14 protein-coding genes are annotated in these 17,020 nt (G+C 71.3%); 7 read left to right on the top strand and 7 right to left on the bottom strand.

Annotated features, from left to right (window positions below):
• Positions 1 to 75: 75 nt before the first annotated feature.
• The 3 genes from ACLVWQ_RS10690 to ACLVWQ_RS10680 all read left to right on the top strand — a co-directional run bounded on the left by ACLVWQ_RS10690 (position 76) and on the right by ACLVWQ_RS10680 (position 3,511).
• Complete coding sequence (locus ACLVWQ_RS10690) at positions 76 to 1,464, top strand: sensor histidine kinase (protein ID WP_414108077.1); 1,389 nt, start codon at positions 76 to 78, stop codon at positions 1,462 to 1,464.
• Positions 1,461 to 2,126 carry a response regulator gene (locus ACLVWQ_RS10685; RefSeq protein WP_414108076.1) on the top strand — a complete coding sequence of 222 codons (666 nt, stop codon included), beginning with the start codon at positions 1,461 to 1,463 and terminating at the stop codon, positions 2,124 to 2,126. The genes ACLVWQ_RS10690 and ACLVWQ_RS10685 overlap by 4 nt, the downstream gene beginning before the upstream one ends.
• A gap of 164 nt (positions 2,127 to 2,290) precedes the next feature.
• Positions 2,291 to 3,511 (top strand): cytochrome P450, encoded by a 1,221-nt coding sequence (locus ACLVWQ_RS10680; RefSeq protein WP_414108075.1) that lies wholly within the window; start codon positions 2,291 to 2,293, stop codon positions 3,509 to 3,511.
• A gap of 121 nt (positions 3,512 to 3,632) precedes the next feature.
• Here ACLVWQ_RS10680 and ACLVWQ_RS10675 read toward each other — a convergent pair whose 3' ends face one another.
• A complete protein-coding gene (locus ACLVWQ_RS10675) occupies positions 3,633 to 5,252 on the bottom strand; it encodes an ABC transporter permease (RefSeq protein WP_414108074.1) in 1,620 nt (539 codons plus the stop codon).
• Complete coding sequence (locus ACLVWQ_RS10670) at positions 5,249 to 6,193, bottom strand: ATP-binding cassette domain-containing protein (RefSeq protein ID WP_414108073.1); 945 nt, start codon at positions 6,191 to 6,193, stop codon at positions 5,249 to 5,251. Before ACLVWQ_RS10670 ends, ACLVWQ_RS10675 begins: the two co-directional genes overlap by 4 nt.
• 99 nt (positions 6,194 to 6,292) lie before the next feature.
• Between ACLVWQ_RS10670 and ACLVWQ_RS10665 the strand changes: the two genes are divergently transcribed.
• Entirely contained in the window at positions 6,293 to 6,817 is a 525-nt protein-coding gene (locus ACLVWQ_RS10665; protein WP_414108072.1) for a GbsR/MarR family transcriptional regulator, read from the top strand.
• Positions 6,818 to 7,008: 191 nt separating this feature from the next.
• Here the strand turns inward: ACLVWQ_RS10665 and ACLVWQ_RS10660 are convergent, their stop codons facing one another.
• Complete coding sequence (locus ACLVWQ_RS10660) at positions 7,009 to 7,938, bottom strand: diacylglycerol kinase (RefSeq protein WP_414108071.1); 930 nt, start codon at positions 7,936 to 7,938, stop codon at positions 7,009 to 7,011.
• A 190-nt stretch (positions 7,939 to 8,128) separates the two neighbouring features.
• Here ACLVWQ_RS10660 and ACLVWQ_RS10655 point away from each other — a divergent pair, with 190 nt between their 5' ends.
• Entirely contained in the window at positions 8,129 to 9,415 is a 1,287-nt protein-coding gene (locus tag ACLVWQ_RS10655) for an adenylosuccinate synthase (RefSeq protein ID WP_414108070.1), read from the top strand.
• A gap of 135 nt (positions 9,416 to 9,550) precedes the next feature.
• Here ACLVWQ_RS10655 and ACLVWQ_RS10650 read toward each other — a convergent pair whose 3' ends face one another.
• The 4 genes from ACLVWQ_RS10650 to ACLVWQ_RS10635 form a co-directional block, all read right to left on the bottom strand.
• The gene (locus ACLVWQ_RS10650) at positions 9,551 to 10,042 is read right to left on the bottom strand and encodes a MarR family winged helix-turn-helix transcriptional regulator (protein WP_414108069.1); all 492 of its coding nucleotides are present in this window, start codon (positions 10,040 to 10,042) and stop codon (positions 9,551 to 9,553) included.
• Between the two features lie 33 nt (positions 10,043 to 10,075).
• Positions 10,076 to 10,726, bottom strand: coding sequence for a hypothetical protein (locus ACLVWQ_RS10645; RefSeq protein ID WP_414108068.1), 651 nt, complete (start codon positions 10,724 to 10,726; stop codon positions 10,076 to 10,078).
• Between the two features lie 153 nt (positions 10,727 to 10,879).
• Positions 10,880 to 11,611 (bottom strand): GntR family transcriptional regulator, encoded by a 732-nt coding sequence (locus ACLVWQ_RS10640; RefSeq protein ID WP_414108067.1) that lies wholly within the window; start codon positions 11,609 to 11,611, stop codon positions 10,880 to 10,882.
• Between the two features lie 124 nt (positions 11,612 to 11,735).
• A complete protein-coding gene (locus ACLVWQ_RS10635) occupies positions 11,736 to 13,103 on the bottom strand; it encodes an aspartate aminotransferase family protein (protein WP_414108066.1) in 1,368 nt (455 codons plus the stop codon).
• A gap of 231 nt (positions 13,104 to 13,334) precedes the next feature.
• Here ACLVWQ_RS10635 and ACLVWQ_RS10630 point away from each other — a divergent pair, with 231 nt between their 5' ends.
• On the top strand, positions 13,335 to 15,308 hold the full coding sequence (locus ACLVWQ_RS10630) for a serine/threonine-protein kinase (protein WP_414108065.1): 1,974 nt from the start codon (positions 13,335 to 13,337) through the stop codon (positions 15,306 to 15,308).
• A 104-nt stretch (positions 15,309 to 15,412) separates the two neighbouring features.
• Positions 15,413 to 16,945, top strand: a complete 1,533-nt coding sequence (locus ACLVWQ_RS10625; RefSeq protein WP_414108063.1) for a substrate-binding domain-containing protein — start codon at positions 15,413 to 15,415, stop codon at positions 16,943 to 16,945.
• Positions 16,946 to 17,020: the final 75 nt, after the last annotated feature.

The following is a 17,020-nucleotide window of genomic DNA, read 5'->3' as shown; positions in this document are numbered from 1 at the left end:
GCCCGCGGAGCGCTCTTCCGTGGTCCCGGGAAACCCGTAGTACCTGAGAGGGAGACGGAAGGACCCTTCTCACTGGTGACGACCGCTACCCCCGCCTCGTCCTACGGTTCGTATGTGACCGAGACGACCCAGACCCAGACGCAGTCGGCCAGGCCAGGCGGTGGCCGGCCGCGCAGCCCCGAGTTCCAGATGGCCATGGACGCGACGCGAGGGCTGCGGCAGGACCTGTTCCAGGACGCTTTCGCCTTCCGTCCGCTCGGCCGCAGGCACGTGGACGGGCCCGTCACCCGCCGGCTGCCCCCGCGCCTGCGTGAGCGGGCCTCCCGGCTCCCGCACGCGCTGGTGACGGTGGCGGGTGTGCTCGCCCTGCTCATCTCCCTCGCGGGCAACGGCGGCGACGATCTCGTCCAGCTCCTCACCGGCCTCCTCGCGCTGGGCACGATCGAGCTGACGCTGCTCAGGCCCGTCGGCGCCTTCTGGGTCTCCCTCGCGGTGACACCGGTCATGGCCCTGTTCAGCGACCCCTGGGACAGCTGGCCCTGGGTGCCCGGCGCCTTCGCGACCCACCTGGTCGTGCTCACGGTCGTGGCGCTGCGGACCAAGCCCCGCACGGCGGCGTGGATGTGGGCACTGACCGCGGTCTACGGCCTCTTGGCGGAGGTCTTCTTCAGCGGCGGGTACTACTACACGAACACCATGCCCTTCCTGTTCGTGAGCGCTCTGACCCTCCTGGTCGTCACGGTGTGGCACGTGCGTCACGACGCCGCCCGGAAGGTGACCGCCCAGCAGACGGTGACCGAGCACGAGCGTTCCAAGCGCACCCTCCTCGAAGAGCGCACGACGATCGCCCGTGAGCTGCACGACGTGGTCGCCCACCACATGTCGGTGGTCGCCATCCAGGCGGAGGCCGCCCCCTACCGCGTGGAGAACCCCCCGCCCGAGCTGGAGTACGCGTTCAAGGTCATCAGGGAGAACGCGGTGATCGCCCTCTCCGAGCTGCGCCGCGTCCTGGGTGTCGTACGGGCCGAGGACTACGAGGCCCCTGACGCCCCGCAACCCAAGCTCGCGGACCTGGACCGCCTGCTGGAGAACGTGCGCGACGCGGGTCTCCAGGTGGACAGCACGGTCACCGGCGCGGTGCGGGAACTGCCGCAGGGCGTCGAGCTGTCCGCCTACCGAATAGTCCAGGAGGCGCTGAGCAACAGCCTGCGCCACGCGCCGGGCGCCACGGCCAAGGTGGAGGTCAGCTACGTGCTCGGCGGGCTCGGGCTGCGGATGGTCAACGGTCCGGCGACCGGGCTGGTCAAGCCGTCACCGGGCGCCGGGCACGGCATCACGGGCATGCGGGAGCGGGTGTCGATGCTCGACGGGGAGATGACGGCGGAGGCGACGGACGACGGGGGCTACGAGGTCGCGGTCTTCCTGCCGATCACGACCGCCACATCGACGGAGGACCCGGCATGACCATTCGCGTACTGATCGCCGACGACCAGATGATGGTCCGCGAGGGGTTCTCGGTGCTGCTCGGCGCGATGCCGGACATCGAGGTCGTCGGGGAGGCGGTCAACGGACGCGAGGCGGTCCACCGGGTCAGAGAGCTCACACCGGACGTCGTCCTGATGGACATCCGGATGCCCGAGATGAACGGCATCGAGGCGACCCGCGAGATCGTGGCGGCGGACGGCACGGCGAAGGTGCTCGTGCTCACGACGTTCGACCTCGACGAGTACGTGTACCAGGCGCTGCGCGCCGGGGCGTCGGGCTTCCTCCTGAAGGACGCCTCCGCCCGGCAACTGGCGGACGGCGTCCGGGTGGTGGCGGCCGGCGAGGCCCTGCTGGCACCCTCCGTGACGAAGCGGCTGATCACGGAGTTCTCGAAGATCGCCGAAGCGCCCCGCCTCTCCACAACCGCACAGGGTTCGTACGGCGACCTGACCGACCGGGAGACGGAGGTACTGGTCCTGATAGCCCAGGGCCTGTCCAACGCGGAGATAGCCGCCCGCCTGGTGGTGGCCGAGTCCACCATCAAGACCCACGTGAGCCGCATCCTGGTGAAACTGGGCCTGAGAGACCGCACCCAAGCAGCAGTCTTCGCCTACGAGGCCCGCCTGGTAACCCCCACCTGACCCCAGGCGGGCCCGCAGCCGAGACGGGGGCACGCCCGTCGCTTTTAGGGGCGCGGGGAACGGCGCGACCAGCCACAACGAACCCGCAGATGAGACCGGCGCCCCCGCGAAGCCCTCCGCGAGAGACCTGTGCAGACGGGGACACCGCCGGTTAGCGTCCGGTCATGGCAGCCATCGACCCCCCGAAGTCCTTCGACCCCTGGGACCAGACCTTCGTGGCGAACCCGTACCCCGCGTACGCGGAACTCCGCGCGCACGGAAGGGTCCACTACTACGAGCCCACCGACCAGTGGCTGGTCCCGCACCACGCGGACGTGTCGGCACTCCTGAGGGACCGCCGCCTCGGCCGGACCTACCAGCCCCGTTTCACGCACGAGGACTTCGGGCGGACCGCACCCCCGCCCGAGCACGAGCCGTTCCACGTGCTGAACGACCACGGAATGCTTGACCTGGAACCCCCGGACCACACGAGGATCAGGCGGCTGGTGTCGAAGGCGTTCACACCCCGCACGGTCGAGCGGCTGCGACCGTACGTGGACCGCCTCGCGTCCGAGCTGGTCGGCGGCCTGGTCGCGGAGGGCGGCGGCGACCTGCTGAGCGTCGTCGCCGAGCCCCTCCCGGTGGCGGTGATCGCGGAGATGCTGGGCATCCCGGAGTCCGAGCGAGCGCAACTGCGCCCCTGGTCGGCGGACATCTGCGGGATGTACGAGCTGAACCCGTCCCAGGAGACGGCACAGAAGGCGGTACGGGCGTCGGTCGAGTTCACCGAGTTCCTGCGGGAACTGATCGCGGTGCGGCGCAAGGAGCCCGGGGACGACCTGGTCTCGGGACTGATCGCGGCGTACGACGAGGGGGAGCGGCTCAGCGAGCAGGAGATGATCTCGACCTGCGTCCTCCTGCTGAACGCAGGCCACGAGGCGACGGTGAACGCCACGGTGAACGGGTGGTGGGCACTGTTCCGGCACCCGGAGCAACTGGCGGCACTGCGCGCGGACCGGAGCCTGGTGGGTACGGCGGTGGAGGAGCTGATGCGGTACGACACCCCGCTGCAGCTGTTCGAGCGCTGGGTGCTGGACGAGATCGAGGTCGACGGGACGGTGATCCCACGGGGGAGCGAGGTGGCGCTGCTCTTCGGCTCCGCCAACCACGACCCGGCGGTGTTCGCGGAGCCGGAGGCCCTTGATCTGTCGCGCGGGGAGAATCCGCACATCTCCTTCAGCGCGGGGATCCACTACTGCATCGGGGCACCGCTGGCCCGGATCGAACTCGCCGCGTCCATGGGGGCGCTGCTGGATCAGGCCCCCTCGCTCAGGCTGGCGGCCGAGCCACGGCAGAAGCCGAACTTCGTGATCCGGGGACTGGAGGAACTGCGTGTAGAGGTCTGAGACCAGTGCCCCGACTCTCCGCCGTGTCCCGCCCGCCCGGCGCGGACCGGAAACGGGCCCGGACGGCGCGGGGCCGGACGGCGCGGGGCCGGACGGCGCGGGGCCGGACCGGGGCGAGCCCTCAGCCCGTCGTGAGGTCCCGCCGCCTCAGGGCCGCCAAGCCCGCGCCGACCAGCGCGGCCGCGAGGCCCGTCAGCACCAGCACCGGTGTCCACGTCATCTCGCCGCCCGGCAGTTTCGGCAGGTGGCCGAAGGGAGAGAGGTCCATCGCCGTCTCGGGGAGGTCCAGGGCCGGTCCGATCCAGCCGAGGAGCAGCGCGGCCCCGGCCACCGCCCACGCCCCCGGAGCGACCTGCGGAGACACCCCGTACAGGAGGACGGCCAGGGCGCCGATGGTCCAGATCGCGGGGAGCTGGACCAGGCAGGCGCCCAGGACGGCGCCGAAGGACTGCCCGTAGCCGGCCGCCAGGCCCAGGCCGCCGAGGAACATGAGCAGGACCGCACCGCCGAAGGCGATCAGCAGATGGCCGCAGGCCCAGCGCAGGCGGCCCACCGCACCCGCGAGGACCGGTTCCGCGCGCTGGGAGGTCTCCTCGCCGTGCAGCCGCAGCACGGACTGCACGACGTACAGCGCGGCGACCATCCCGAGCATGCCGACCATGGTGGCGAGGAACGCGTCGGTGATGCCGGACTGCCCGCCCATGCGCTCGATGATCTCGCGGGTCCGTTCGTTGTCGCCGACCAGATCCGTCGCGCCCTTGGTGACCCCGCCGAAGGCCGCCCCGGCGGCGAGGAAGCCGAGACTCCAGCCCAGTACGCCGCCGCGCTGCAGCCGCCAGGCCAGCGCGCCCGCACCGCCGAGCCTGCCGGTGGCGGGGCCCGGCCTGGTCGGCAGGAAGCTCATCCCGACATCGCGGCGCCCGGCCAGCTCGTACGCGACCGCGCCCTGGAGGACGACGGCGGCGGCGAACAGCAGCAGGACCCACCACCGTTCGCCGGCGAAGGACCGCAGGTTCTCCAGCCAGCCGACGGGCGACAGCCAGGTCAGCACGGAGGAGCCGTCGTTCACCGAGGAGTCGCCGGCCGCCCGCAGCACGAACGCCGCGCCCAGCAGGCCCCCGGTCAGCCCTTTCGCGAGCCGGGCGCTCTCCGTGAGCTGGGCGACGATCGCCGCCATGGTGGCGAAGACCATGCCGACCCCGGCCGTGGCGAGCCCCAGCGCGAGGGCGCCCGACGAGCCCTGTCCGGCGAGGCCCGCCGTGATGAGCAGGGCCAGAGCCGTGTTCGCGACGAGGGCGGCCAGGAGTGCGGCGGTCAGCGGGGCGCGGCGGCCCACCATGCCCGCCGAGAGCATCTCCTGACGGCCGCTCTCCTCCTCGTCCCGGGTGTGCCGCAGGACGACGAGCAGGCTCATGATCCCGGCGAACACCCCGGCGTACGCGCCGATGCGCCAGGCGACGAGGCCGCCGAGCGAGTCGCCGAACACCGGCCCGTACATGGCGCGCAGGGAGCCGTTGGTCGTCATCTGGCGGGCCACGTCGGCGCGTTCGGCGGCCGTGGAGTACACGCTCTCCAGCGAGCCCGGCAGGGAGACGACGATCAGGGCGATGACCCCGACCCAGAGCGGGATCACCACCCGGTCGCGGCGCAGCGCGAGCCGCACCAGGGGCCAGGTCCCGGCGAGAGGGCGCGCGCCCCGGCCGCGTACGGCGGGCGGGGCGGCGGAGGCGACGGCGGTCATCGTGACACCGCCTCCGTCCGTACGTCCTTCGCGGGTACGCCCTCTGCCCGTACGTCCTCCTGGTAGTGCCGCAGGAACAGCTCCTCCAGGGTCGGCGGCGTCGAGGTCAGGGACCGTACGCCGGAGTCGGTGAGGGAGCGCAGTACGGCGTTCAGCTTGTCGCTCTCCACCTGGAGCCCGACCCGGTTGCCCTGGACGTCCAGGTCGTGGACGCCGGGCAGTGCCGCCAGCCCGTCGGGCGGCCCGGCGAGTTCGGCGGTGACGCTGGTGCGGGTGAGGTGGCGCAGGTCGGAGAGGGAACCGGTCTCGACCGTGACGCCCTTGCGGATGATGCTGACGCGGTCGCACAGCTCCTCGACCTCGCTGAGGATGTGGGAGGACAGCAGGATGGTGCGGCCCCGGTCGCGTTCCTCCTCGACGCAGGCCTGGAAGACCTCCTCCATCAGGGGGTCCAGGCCCGAGGTGGGTTCGTCCAGGATCAGCAGGTCCACGTCGGAGGCGAAGGCGGCGACGAGGGCGACCTTCTGCCGGTTGCCCTTGGAGTACGTGCGCCCCTTCTTCGCCGGGTCGAGCTCGAACCGCTCGATCAGGTCGGCCCGGCGCGCCGTGTCCAGGCCGCCGCGCAGACGTCCGTACAGGTCGATGACCTCGCCGCCGGACAGGTTGCGCCACAGCGTCACGTCGCCGGGGACGTAGGCGACGCGGCGGTGCAGTTCCACCGCGTCGGTCCACGGGTCGAGGCCGAGCATCCGCGCGGCGCCGGAGTCGGGGCGCAGCAGGCCCAGCAGGACGCGGATGGTGGTGGACTTGCCGGCGCCGTTGGGGCCGAGGAAGCCGTGGACCTCGCCGGTTGCGACGTCGAGGTCGAGCCCGTCCAGGGCGTGTGTCCTGCCGAACGACTTGTGCAGTCCGGAGACGGTGATTGCCTTCACCTTCGTCATGATTCAGAACGTACGTGACTTTCACAAACTTGTGAAGTTAAGGAAACGTATAAACGCCGGATAGACTCGACGGGGTGGTACGAGGGAGAGGATCGCGGGATGGCAGAACCGACTGGGACGGGTTCGGGCGAGGGCGCAGGTGCGGAGCGCGACGTCGAGGCGGTCTCGAAGTTCGTCGAGAGCTTCGCCGCGCAGCTCGTCGAGGCCGGGATGCAGCGGATGCCGGCCCGGGTCTTCGCGGCCCTGCTGTCCTCCGACTCCGGGACGATGACCTCGGTCGAGCTGGGAGAACAGCTACGGATCAGTCCGGCCGCCGTGTCCGGAGCGGTGCGTTATCTCGCACAGCAGCACATGGTCTCCCGCGAGCGGGAACCAGGCTCCCGGCGCGAGCGCTACCGCGTGCACAGCAACCAGTGGTACGAGGCGCTCACCAACCGCGAGGCGGTCCTCAAGCGCTGGGAGTACGCCCTGCGCGAGGGAGTCGACAGCCTCGGCGGCGACACCCCGGCGGGCCGCCGCCTCGCCGAGACCCTCGCGTTCTTCGAGTTCATCGACGAGGAGGTCGCCAGAATGATGGACCGCTGGCGCATCCACCGGGAACAACACTTCGGCGAGGGAAACTGATCAGGCCGCCGACCGCCACGATCTTCAGCCCCGGCTGGCGTGCTGTTCAGCCCCTCCGGCGTTTGAGGAGCGGGGGTTCGGGGGCGGAGCCCCTGAGCAGTGACGGGACTGGGTAGGGGCGGCGGGGGCGAAAACCCGCCCGAGCCCCCACGACCCCGCACCCAGTAGCAGTAGCACGCTCTTCGGGGGGCTCACCCAGGAAGCGTGAGCCCCCAAGCCCCCTCCCGCACCGTCCACGTCCGAGTCCGCACAGGCCCACCCACCACCGCGTCCGCGCGATACCGGAAGTCCGCCCCGGACACGGTGACCGTCCACGCCACGGCAGACAGCAGCGCGGCCTCCGCCCCGACGGAAGCAGGCCGCACCTCGACCCGCGCCCCGCCCCCGGCACCACCCGGGGTGATCGACACGGCCTCCAGCGGCTGGTCCAGGTCGACCAGGGTCCTGCCGTCGACCTCGATCCGCAGCCGCGTGGGTCCGGGCGAGGCGGGCGCCGGGACCCGGGTGGGCCGCGTGGCGAGCGTACGGACGAGGGACTGACAGGTCCGCAGCCAGTGAGCGGGATAGTGGGCGGGATGGTGCGCGGAGTCCTCCGCGGAGGAAGCCGAGGAACCGGCACCCCCGCCGGGACCCTCGCCGGCGCCCCCGTCGGCCCGCCCACCCCACGGCGCGTTCCGCAACGGCGGAATCCGCAGACTTCCCAGCACCACCCCGTCACTGTCGTCCACCAGCAGATCGAGCCGCCGCTCGGACCCGTCGAGCACGGCCCGTGCCGCCGCCACGGCGCCCAGGGGCACCCCGAGGGCCCGCGAGAGCGACAGCGTGCCGCCGCCCACGCCCACGGGCACCAGGGACAGCGCACATCCGGCCAGTTCGCGGCGCCGGTGCAAAAGGGACACAGCGCGCAGCAGTGCCCGGTCGTCCCCGATCACGACGGGCCGTCTGGACCCTCTCCGGGCCAGTGCCCGATCGAATTCCTCGGGCCCGTCGGGGAGGCACATTTTTGCCACCGCACCCGCGCTGAGCACGTCTTTTGCGATCCGTACCGACTCACCGTCACCGTGACGGGCGACCGGGTCGATGACCACCAGGAGCTGGTCGGAAGTCGCCACCTCGGTCATGCCTCGCTTCCTCGGGTAGCATCTTTGTGCAAGAGCCCCTTGCGCTATTGCGCCAGGGGCTTCGTCTATTCCGGGGCATCCGGTCGGACGGTCGCGGCCAAACGTGGCCGTCGGCGTACGCAGCCGTACCAAGAACCACGGCGTACGCCCCCGACCTTGGACATGCCCCGCCCGGAAGGGGTGTACGCGCGTGCCCGCACTTGTGCTGCTCGGTGCTCAGTGGGGTGACGAAGGCAAGGGAAAGGCCACCGACCTGCTCGGTGGTTCCGTGGACTATGTGGTGCGCTACCAAGGCGGCAACAACGCCGGCCATACGGTAGTCGTGGGCGATCAGAAGTACGCCCTCCACCTCCTCCCTTCCGGAATCCTCTCGCCGGGGTGCACCCCGGTCATCGGTAACGGAGTCGTCGTCGACCCATCGGTCCTGTTCTCCGAGCTGAACGGACTGAACGAACGAGGCATCGACACCTCCAGGCTCCTCATCAGCGGAAACGCGCACATCATCACGCCGTACAACGTGACGGTGGACAAGGTGACCGAACGCTTCCTCGGCAAGCGGAAGATCGGCACGACCGGCCGTGGCATCGGCCCGACCTACGCCGACAAGATCAACCGGGTCGGTATCCGGGTCCAGGACCTGTACGACGAGTCGATCCTCACCCAGAAGGTGGAGGCGGCCCTCGACGGCAAGAACCAGCTGCTCACCAAGGTCTTCAACCGCCGCGCCATCGAGACCGACCAGGTCGTCGAGGAGCTGCTGATGTACGCGGAGAAGCTGCGCCCGTACGTGGCCGACACCGTCCTCGTGCTCAACAAGGCGCTCGACGACGACAAGGTGGTCCTCTTCGAGGGCGGTCAGGGCACGCTGTTGGACATCGATCACGGCACGTACCCGTTCGTGACGTCGTCGAACCCCACCGCGGGCGGCGCCTGCACGGGCGCGGGCGTGGGCCCGACGAAGATCAGCAGAGTCATCGGCATCCTGAAGGCGTACACGACCCGGGTCGGCGCGGGCCCGTTCCCCACGGAGCTGTTCGACGAGGACGGCGAGGCGCTGCGCCGGATCGGCCACGAGCGCGGTGTCACCACCGGCCGTGACCGCCGCTGCGGCTGGTTCGACGCGGTCATCGCCCGTTACGCGACGCGCGTCAACGGCCTGACCGACTTCTTCCTCACCAAGCTCGACGTGCTCACGGGCTGGGAGGAGATCCCGGTCTGTGTCGCGTACGAGATCGACGGCAAGCGCGTCGAGGAACTCCCGTACTCGCAGACCGACTTCCACCACGCGAAGCCGATCTACGAGACCCTGCCCGGCTGGTCGGAGGACATCACGAAGGCCAAGACCTTCGAGGACCTCCCGAAGAACGCGCAGGACTACGTGAAGGCGCTGGAGGAGATGTCCGGCGCGCCGATCTCCGCCATCGGCGTCGGTCCGGGCCGCAACGAGACGATCGAGATCAACTCGTTCCTCCGGTAGGTTCCTGCCCCGAGCGGGAACGACATGCGGGTGACCGCCTCTTCGTGCCGCGGACGAATGCGTGCCGCGGACGAAGGGGCGGTCTTTTTTCGTGTCCGGCCACTTCGCGTACTGCTTCGGGTGCTGCTTCGCGTACTACTTCTCGTACTCGAAGCGTGCCGCCAGCGCGGTTCCGCTGGGGGTGCCGTCCAGGATGCGGCGCAGGCCGCGGGTCATGACCGCTTGTTCCTCCGTGCTGAGACAGTCGACGACCATGGCGTCGGTCCGGGTGTCGACGGTGCGCAGTACGGGGATGAGTTCCTGCCCGCGTGCGGTCAGCCGCAGGTGGACGACCCGGCGGTCCACCTGGCCCGGTTCGCGGTCGACCAGGCCCCGCTTGGTGAGGGTGTCGACGATGCGGCTGGGGCTGCCGCTCTCGCACACGATCAGACGGCCCACCTCGGCGAGCGTCAGCGGGGCGCGCTCGGCCAGCACCAGGAGGATCTCCGCCTGGGCCGGCGTGAGGTTGAAGGGCCGGAGCTGAGCGGTCATCTGCCGGGCACCCTCACGCTGCGCCGCCAGCAGGAGGTACCGCAGTTCCGAGTCGTAGGGCGGAGGCTCCGCCGTCGCGGGGGCCTGGTGGGACATGGCGGCTCCAGGAGGTGCGAGTGCTGAGTCGGCCTAGCTGAAGACGATCATCGAGCCCTGGGCCAGGCTCCGGGTCGCCGCCGCGTGCAGGCCCAGCCAGACATGCCGCTCGCGGGCGAACGGGCTCGCGTCGAACGGAGCCGGGGCGGCCGGCTCCTCCAGCTCCGTCGGGGCCATGGGGGGCTGGGGTGTCACCGGCGGGTTCGCCGGGTCGATGCCGAGCGAAGGGGCGACGAACTCCAGCTCCCGCAGCAGCCGCTGGGAGGAGCCCAACGGCCCGCCGCCCGCGAGGAGTTCGTCGCTCGACAGCGGGTGCGGGAAGTCCACGGGGACGTACGCGCCCGCGTGGTCGTAGTGCCAGACGAGGTGGGACTGCTGGGCCGTCGTGTCGAACATCTCCAGCAACTGCTCGTAGTCGCCGCCCAGTTCACCGACCGGCGTCACCGGCAGCTGGCACACCTGGAGGAGGTAGGCGCGGCGCAGGAAGTGCAGCGCGTCGTAGTCGAAGCCCGCGACCGGCGCCACGTCGCCGGAGAGCCCCGGCATGTACGCGTACACCGGTACCGGCGGAAGACCGGCTTCGCCCAGGACCTTGTCGTAGAGAGCGAGTTCCTCGGCGAAGGGGTTGTCGGGGGTGTGGCACAACACGTCGACGAGCGGAACCAGCCACAGGTCACAGGCCAACTGAGAGCTCCTCGTTCAGCACGGTGGTCAAGGCAGCGTAATGGGTGAGAGCGCGGTCGGTCCCCTCCGTGCGGGTCGGATGGCCCACACTCGCCGCCCCACGGCCGGTCTTCCGCCGCCCCACGGCCGGTCTTTTGCCGGCCCCGGCGGTGCTCAGCCCTGCGCCAGCCGTTCGACGAGCGCCAGTGAGTGGACGTTGTACGCGGTGACGATGTCCTGCGCCGCCGCGGTGTCCCGGCGTTTGAGCGCGTCCACGAGTTCCGTGTGCCCGGACCACAGACGGCCGCGCAGATCCTCGATCCGGCGCAGGTGCTGGACCGCGCACACCCAGGACTGGACACGCAGCCGGTGCAGGAAGTCGGCGAGGTAGGGGTTGCCGAACAGGCCGCTGAGTTCCCGCCAGAACCGCAGGTCGTAGCCGATGAGGACGTTCAGGTCACCGGCGGCCGCGGCCCGCTGGGCCTCCTCGCCGCGGCGCCGTACCCCGGCGAGCGCGGCAGCGGTGCGCGGGTCGTCGGCGCGGACGGTGAGCGTGGTACGGACGCCCCGGGTGGTGGCGGCCGTCGTGTCCAGTAACCCGTGGAAGATGCTCTCCGTGACCAGGCTGCGGGCCTCGATCATGCCCCGGTAGTCGCTCAGCGAGTACTCGTGGACGCGGAACCCGCGATGCTGGTCCGCGTCCAGGAGGCCCTGCGCCGACAGATCGACCAGGGCCTCACGGACGGGGGTCGCGGAGACGCCGTACTGCTCGGCGATCTCCTTGACCGTGAACTCCTTGCCCGGCTGGAGGCGGCCGGCCAACACCTCGTCGCGGAGCGCGTCCGCGATCTGCTGCCGCAGGGTGCTGCGGGTCACGGCGCCGCTGCCGCTGCCGATGCCGGGCATGGTCAGGGTCCCTTCCCCGATCGGACAAGTACTCGCTCATGTCTACGAGCCAGTCACCTTACGCGTTCGACGCGGGGCCACCCCGATCGTGGAGATCTCCTGCCGTACCCCTGACCACGGCTGACTACGGCGTCGGCCGTGCCGTGTGTTCGTCGGCCACGGAGAGCGCTTCGTCGAGCGCGGCCAGGCCCTCCTTGGCCTCCGCCTCCGTGACGGTGCAGGGCGGTACGACATGGGTGCGGTTCATGTTGATGAAGGGCCACAGGCCGCGTGCCTTCGCCGCGGCGCCGAAGGCCGCCATGGGGGCGTTCGCCTCACCCACCGGGTTGTACGGCACGAGGGGCTCGCGGGTCTCCTGGTCCCGTACGAGTTCCAGGGCCCAGAAGACACCGGTGCCCCGCAACTCGCCGACGCTCGGGTGGCGCAGCGCGAGCTCGCGCAGCCCGGGGCCCAGGACGTCCTCGCCGATCCGGGCGGCGTGTTCGACGACGCCCTCCTCCTCCATCACGTTCAGGGTCGCGACGGCGGCGGCGCAGGCCAGCGGGTGCCCGGAGTAGGTGAGCCCGCCGGGGTAGGGGCGCCGGGCGAACGTCTCGGCGACGGCGCCGGAGATGGCGACACCGCCGAGCGGCACGTACCCCGAGTTCACGCCCTTCGCGAAGGTCAGCAGGTCCGGTACGGCGTCGAAGTGGTCGGCGGCGAACCACCGGCCCGTCCGCCCGAAGCCGGCCATGACCTCGTCCAGGACGAGGAGGATGCCGTACTCGTCGCAGAGCGCGCGGACACCCTCCAGGTAACCCGGGGGCGGGATCATGATCCCGGCCGTGCCCGGGATCGTCTCCAGGATGATCGCGGCGATGGTGGCCGGGCCCTCGAACACGATGGTGTCGGCCAGGTGCTGGAGCGCGCGCTCGCACTCCTGCTGCTCGGTCTCGGCGTGGAACGGGGAGCGGTAGAGGAAGGGCGCCCAGAAGCGCACGACCCCGGCCGTCCCGCTGTCGCTCGCCCAGCGGCGCGGGTCACCGGTGAGGTTGATCGCGGCCGCGGTGGCCCCGTGGTACGAGCGGTACGCGCTCAGCACCTTCGGCCGGCCGGTGTGCAGCTTGGCCATCCGGGTGGCGTGCTCGACGGCCTCGGTCCCGCCGTTGGTGAAGAAGATCTTGTCCAGGTCGCCCGGGGTCCGCCGGGCGATCAGCCGTGCCGCCTCCGACCGCGCCTCGATGGCGAACGCGGGTGCGAAGGTGGTCAGCTTCCCGGCCTGCTCCTGGATCGCGGCGACGACCTTCGGGTGCTGGTAGCCGATGTTCGTGAAGACGAGTCCGCTGGAGAAGTCCAGATACCGTTTGCCGTCGTAGTCCCAGAAGTACGCCCCCTCCGCACCGGCGACGGCGAGCGGGTCGATGAGCTCCTGCGCGGACCAGGAGTGGAACACGTGCGCGCGGTCGGCCGCCTTCACGGCGGCGCCGGCCTGGGGATCGGGCTGAGGGATCATGCGCCCGAGCCTAGGGTGTGCGCGACATCGGCGTCCTGCCCGCGGCGTGGCTCCGGCGCGGGCACGGGGACGGACGGGGACGGGGATGGACAGCGACGGGAGCGGCACTCGCTGTTACGGAACCGTAGACACCGCGCCTGCCTCCTCCCCGGCGCGCCGCACTATCCTCGGGCTGGCTGTCGCACACGCACACACAGGGGCACACGGGCACGGGGGGAGGGCGTCGTTTCGATGGAGAAGCTCGGACTTGCGGATCCGCACCGGATCGGCGCGTACCGGCTGCTTGCGCGGCTGGGCGCGGGCGGTATGGGCCAGGTGTACCTGGCGCGTTCCGACCGCGGACGGACCGTCGCGGTCAAACTGGTCCGCCAGGAACTCGCCGAACAGGAGGAGTTCCGGGCCCGCTTCCGTCAGGAGGTGCGGGCGGCCGGCCGCGTGGGCGGGTACTGGACGGCGCCGGTGCTCGACGCGGACACGGAGGCGGCGATCCCGTGGGTCGCCACGGGCTATGTGGCGGGGCCCTCGCTCCAGACGGTCGTCGGCCACGACCACGGCGCCCTCCCGGAGCGTTCCGTACGGATCCTCGGGGCCGGCCTCGCGCACGCGCTCAAGGACATCCACGAGGCCGGACTGATCCACCGCGACCTCAAGCCGTCGAACGTCCTCGTCACGATCGACGGCCCGCGCGTCATCGACTTCGGTATCGCCCGCGCCCTGGAGACGGTCACCGACGGCGGCCTCACCCGTACCGGCGCCCTCGTCGGCTCGCCCGGTTTCATGGCTCCCGAGCAGGTCCGCGGCGACCGGATCACCCCCGCGTGCGACATCTTCTGCCTCGGCTCGGTCCTGTCGTTCGCGGCCACGGGCAGCCTTCCGTTCGGTACGGCCAACAGCGGGGTGCACGCCCTGATGTTCCGTATCGCGCAGGAGGAGCCGGACCTGGAGGGTGTGCCGGAGGGCATAGCCGATCTGGTCAGGCAGTGCCTGCGCAAGGACCCCGCCTCCCGTCCGACGCTCGACGACATCCTGGAGCGCACGGGGGCGGAGGACACGGTCATGGGCGGACGCAGCCGTGACCCCTGGCTGCCGGGCATGCTGGTGGCCCAACTGGGCCGCCACGCGGTGCGGTTGCTGGAGACGGAGGACCCGGAGGACCCGGAGGACCCTGGGGTCCCACAGACCCCACAGACCCCACAGGTCCCAGAGGCCCGGGGCTCCTCGGACGCGCAGGGGGCCGAGTCCTCGACGCGGCCGGTGTTCGAGGACGGGAAGACTCCGGACGCCCCGCCGCCCTCACCTCCGGTGCCCACGCCCACGCTCACGCCCGCCTCCACGCCCGCCTCCACCCCGATACCCGTCCCCGAGGCCGCCCCCGAGCACGCCCCCACCCCCGACGCCTCCGCCCCGCCCCCGTCGGCCGCCTCCCCGGAAGCGGCGGCCGCCTTCGGCCAGTTCCCCACGATGAGCACCGGCGGGCAGCAGGCTCCCCCCTCACCCCCGGCCCCCCTCCACCCGGCCTACGGCTACCCCCAGCAGCACCCCCAGCCCCCCGGCTACGGCTACCCGCAGCCGCAGCAGTACCAGCCCGGTCCGGCCACCTGGTCGGAGCCCCCGCCGGAACCGCCGCGCAGGGGCGGCCGGTCCACCGTCGTGCTGGTCGTCGTGGCGCTGGTCGTCGCGCTCGGCGCGGGCGCCTCCGTGTACGCGCTCATGCGGGGTGACGCGGACGGCCGGGCCGGCGGCGACCCCACGAAGAACCCGACGACGGGCGCCTCCACCACTCCGGACCCGTCCGGCCAGGGCCCCTCGACGCAGCCGTCCACCCCGGCGGACACGCCCCCGGCGGACGGCGCGGTCCCCACCAAGTACCTCGGCACCTGGACCGCGGTCATAGAGAACGCCTCGGGCCGCAACACCCGCCGACTCGCCATCCAGCAGGGCGAGGTGGGGGACACGGTGCTGGCGCTCACGGCGGACGGACCCGCGGACGGCGGCACCACGTACCACTGTGTGTTCCGGGCGCCGCTCGCCGCGGCACCGAGCGCCGGCGGCCCGCTGCGGATCGGCCCGTCCGAGGTCGGCGTCGGCGAACCGGCCTCGTCCTGTTCACCGGGCGGGGCGACGGAGCTGACCGTCCTGCCGGACGGCAGTCTGCGCCGCGTGAACACGGGCAACGGCGAAGCGTTGACGTACACGAAGCAGTAGCCCCTGAACAGCAGTTGAACTTCAGCCGTCGGCACCGCGATCTCCGCGGCCCCGCACCTACAGTGACCGGATCGTCCGGCTCCGGGAGTGGTGGGGGGCACCCAGTGGAGTGGTTCAGCGCAGAGAACGTGGTGGCCGTGGGCACGGCGGCCGTCGGCATCGTGGCCTCGGGAATCATGGTCTGGTACGAGCGCCGGGTGCCGCGCCGCAAACGCATCGGCTACCGCGTACAGATGGACAACCCGATCGGGGACGACGTCCGGCTCGGCAGGGCCAGCGTCCGGCTCGGGCTCTTCGACGAGGCGCCCGGCATGTCCGACGCGACGCTCGTCCTCCTGCGGATCGAGAACGACGGTTCGCAGAGCATCGCCGACCTGGACTACACGGGGCGCGAACTCCACGGCCTGACCGCCGTGTTCACCGACCGCACGATCCGCGGGGTGTCGGTCACCCAGCCGTCCGACACCGACCACCTGATGGACCACTTCACCCCGTCGAACGGGCTCGCCTACGACGACAACACCCTGCGCATCCCGCGCGTCCCGCTCAACCGCGGCGAGCACTTCAAGCTGCTCGTACTGCTGTCGGGCGGTGACGTGGGCAGCCGGATACGCCTCATAGGCGGCATCCGCGACGGCGAGGTCCACCCCAACCGCAGTGCGACGCCGGACGAGAAGCCGCCGCTGTTCAGCCGGGCCTCGCGGCTGATCACCGGGCTGCTCACGCTGTGCGTCCTCGCGCTCGCCGTCATCGTGGTCGCCCGTGACGACACCCCGCCGCCGATCGGCTGCGAGCAGGGCGAGTTGACGGTCACCGGCTCGACGGCGTTCGAGCCGGTGATGCGGGAGCTGGCCGCGAAGTACGAGGACGACTGCGAGGGCGCGTCGATCGCGGTGGACCCGCACGGCTCCACCGCGGGTGTCCAGGAACTCGACACGCTGGGCTCGGCGTCGAAGAAGGGCTCCCCGCCGGTGATCGCCCTCTCCGACGGCCCCAAGCCGAGCGGCCTGCGGGAACTGCGCGAGACCAGGGTCGCCGTCTCGGTCTTCGTGCTCGTCGCCCACGACGGCCTCCCGGTGAAGGACCTCTCCACACAGGACGTACGCCGCCTGTACAGCGACCGGATCAGCAACTGGAAGCAGCTCGGCGGTCCCGACCTGCCCGTCCACCTGATCAGCCGGGACGCCAACTCCGGTACGCGCAAGGTGTTCCAGCGCCGTGTCCTGGGCCGCAACGAGGGCGCCAACTACTCCTCCGACTGCGCCCGCAAGGACTATCCGACCGCCCCGGTCGTCCGCTGCGAGCTCTTCTCCACGGACCAGGTGCTGAGTACGGTCGCGCGGATCCCCGGCGCCATCGGCTACAGCGAGCTCAACCTCGCCACCGGCTACGAGGGCGTGCACCGCGTCACCCTCGACGGCCACGACCCCTCCGTCGAGGAGATCGAGCACGGCAACAGCGCGTACCCGTACCGGGAGATCGAGTACGCGTACACCTACGGCTCGCCGCCCGCCGACTCGCTCGTCTCCAGCTTCCTCACGTACATCAGCCGGGGAAGCGGCCAGGACGTGATCCGCACCCACGGCCACCTGCCGTGCGCGACCCCGGTGGGCCAACGCGTCTGCGCCGAGGGCTGACCCCTCCAGCCCCCCCACCAGCCCGTCCGGGGTTCGAGGACGAGCGCGTTCAGCGCGATGCGGGGGTCTGATGCG

Source organism: Streptomyces sp. CWNU-52B, assembly GCF_047444975.1.
Taxonomy (GTDB): domain Bacteria; phylum Actinomycetota; class Actinomycetes; order Streptomycetales; family Streptomycetaceae; genus Streptomyces.
The sequence above is the reverse complement of the archived record's forward strand: the minus strand, read 5'-3'. Positions and strand labels throughout refer to the sequence as shown.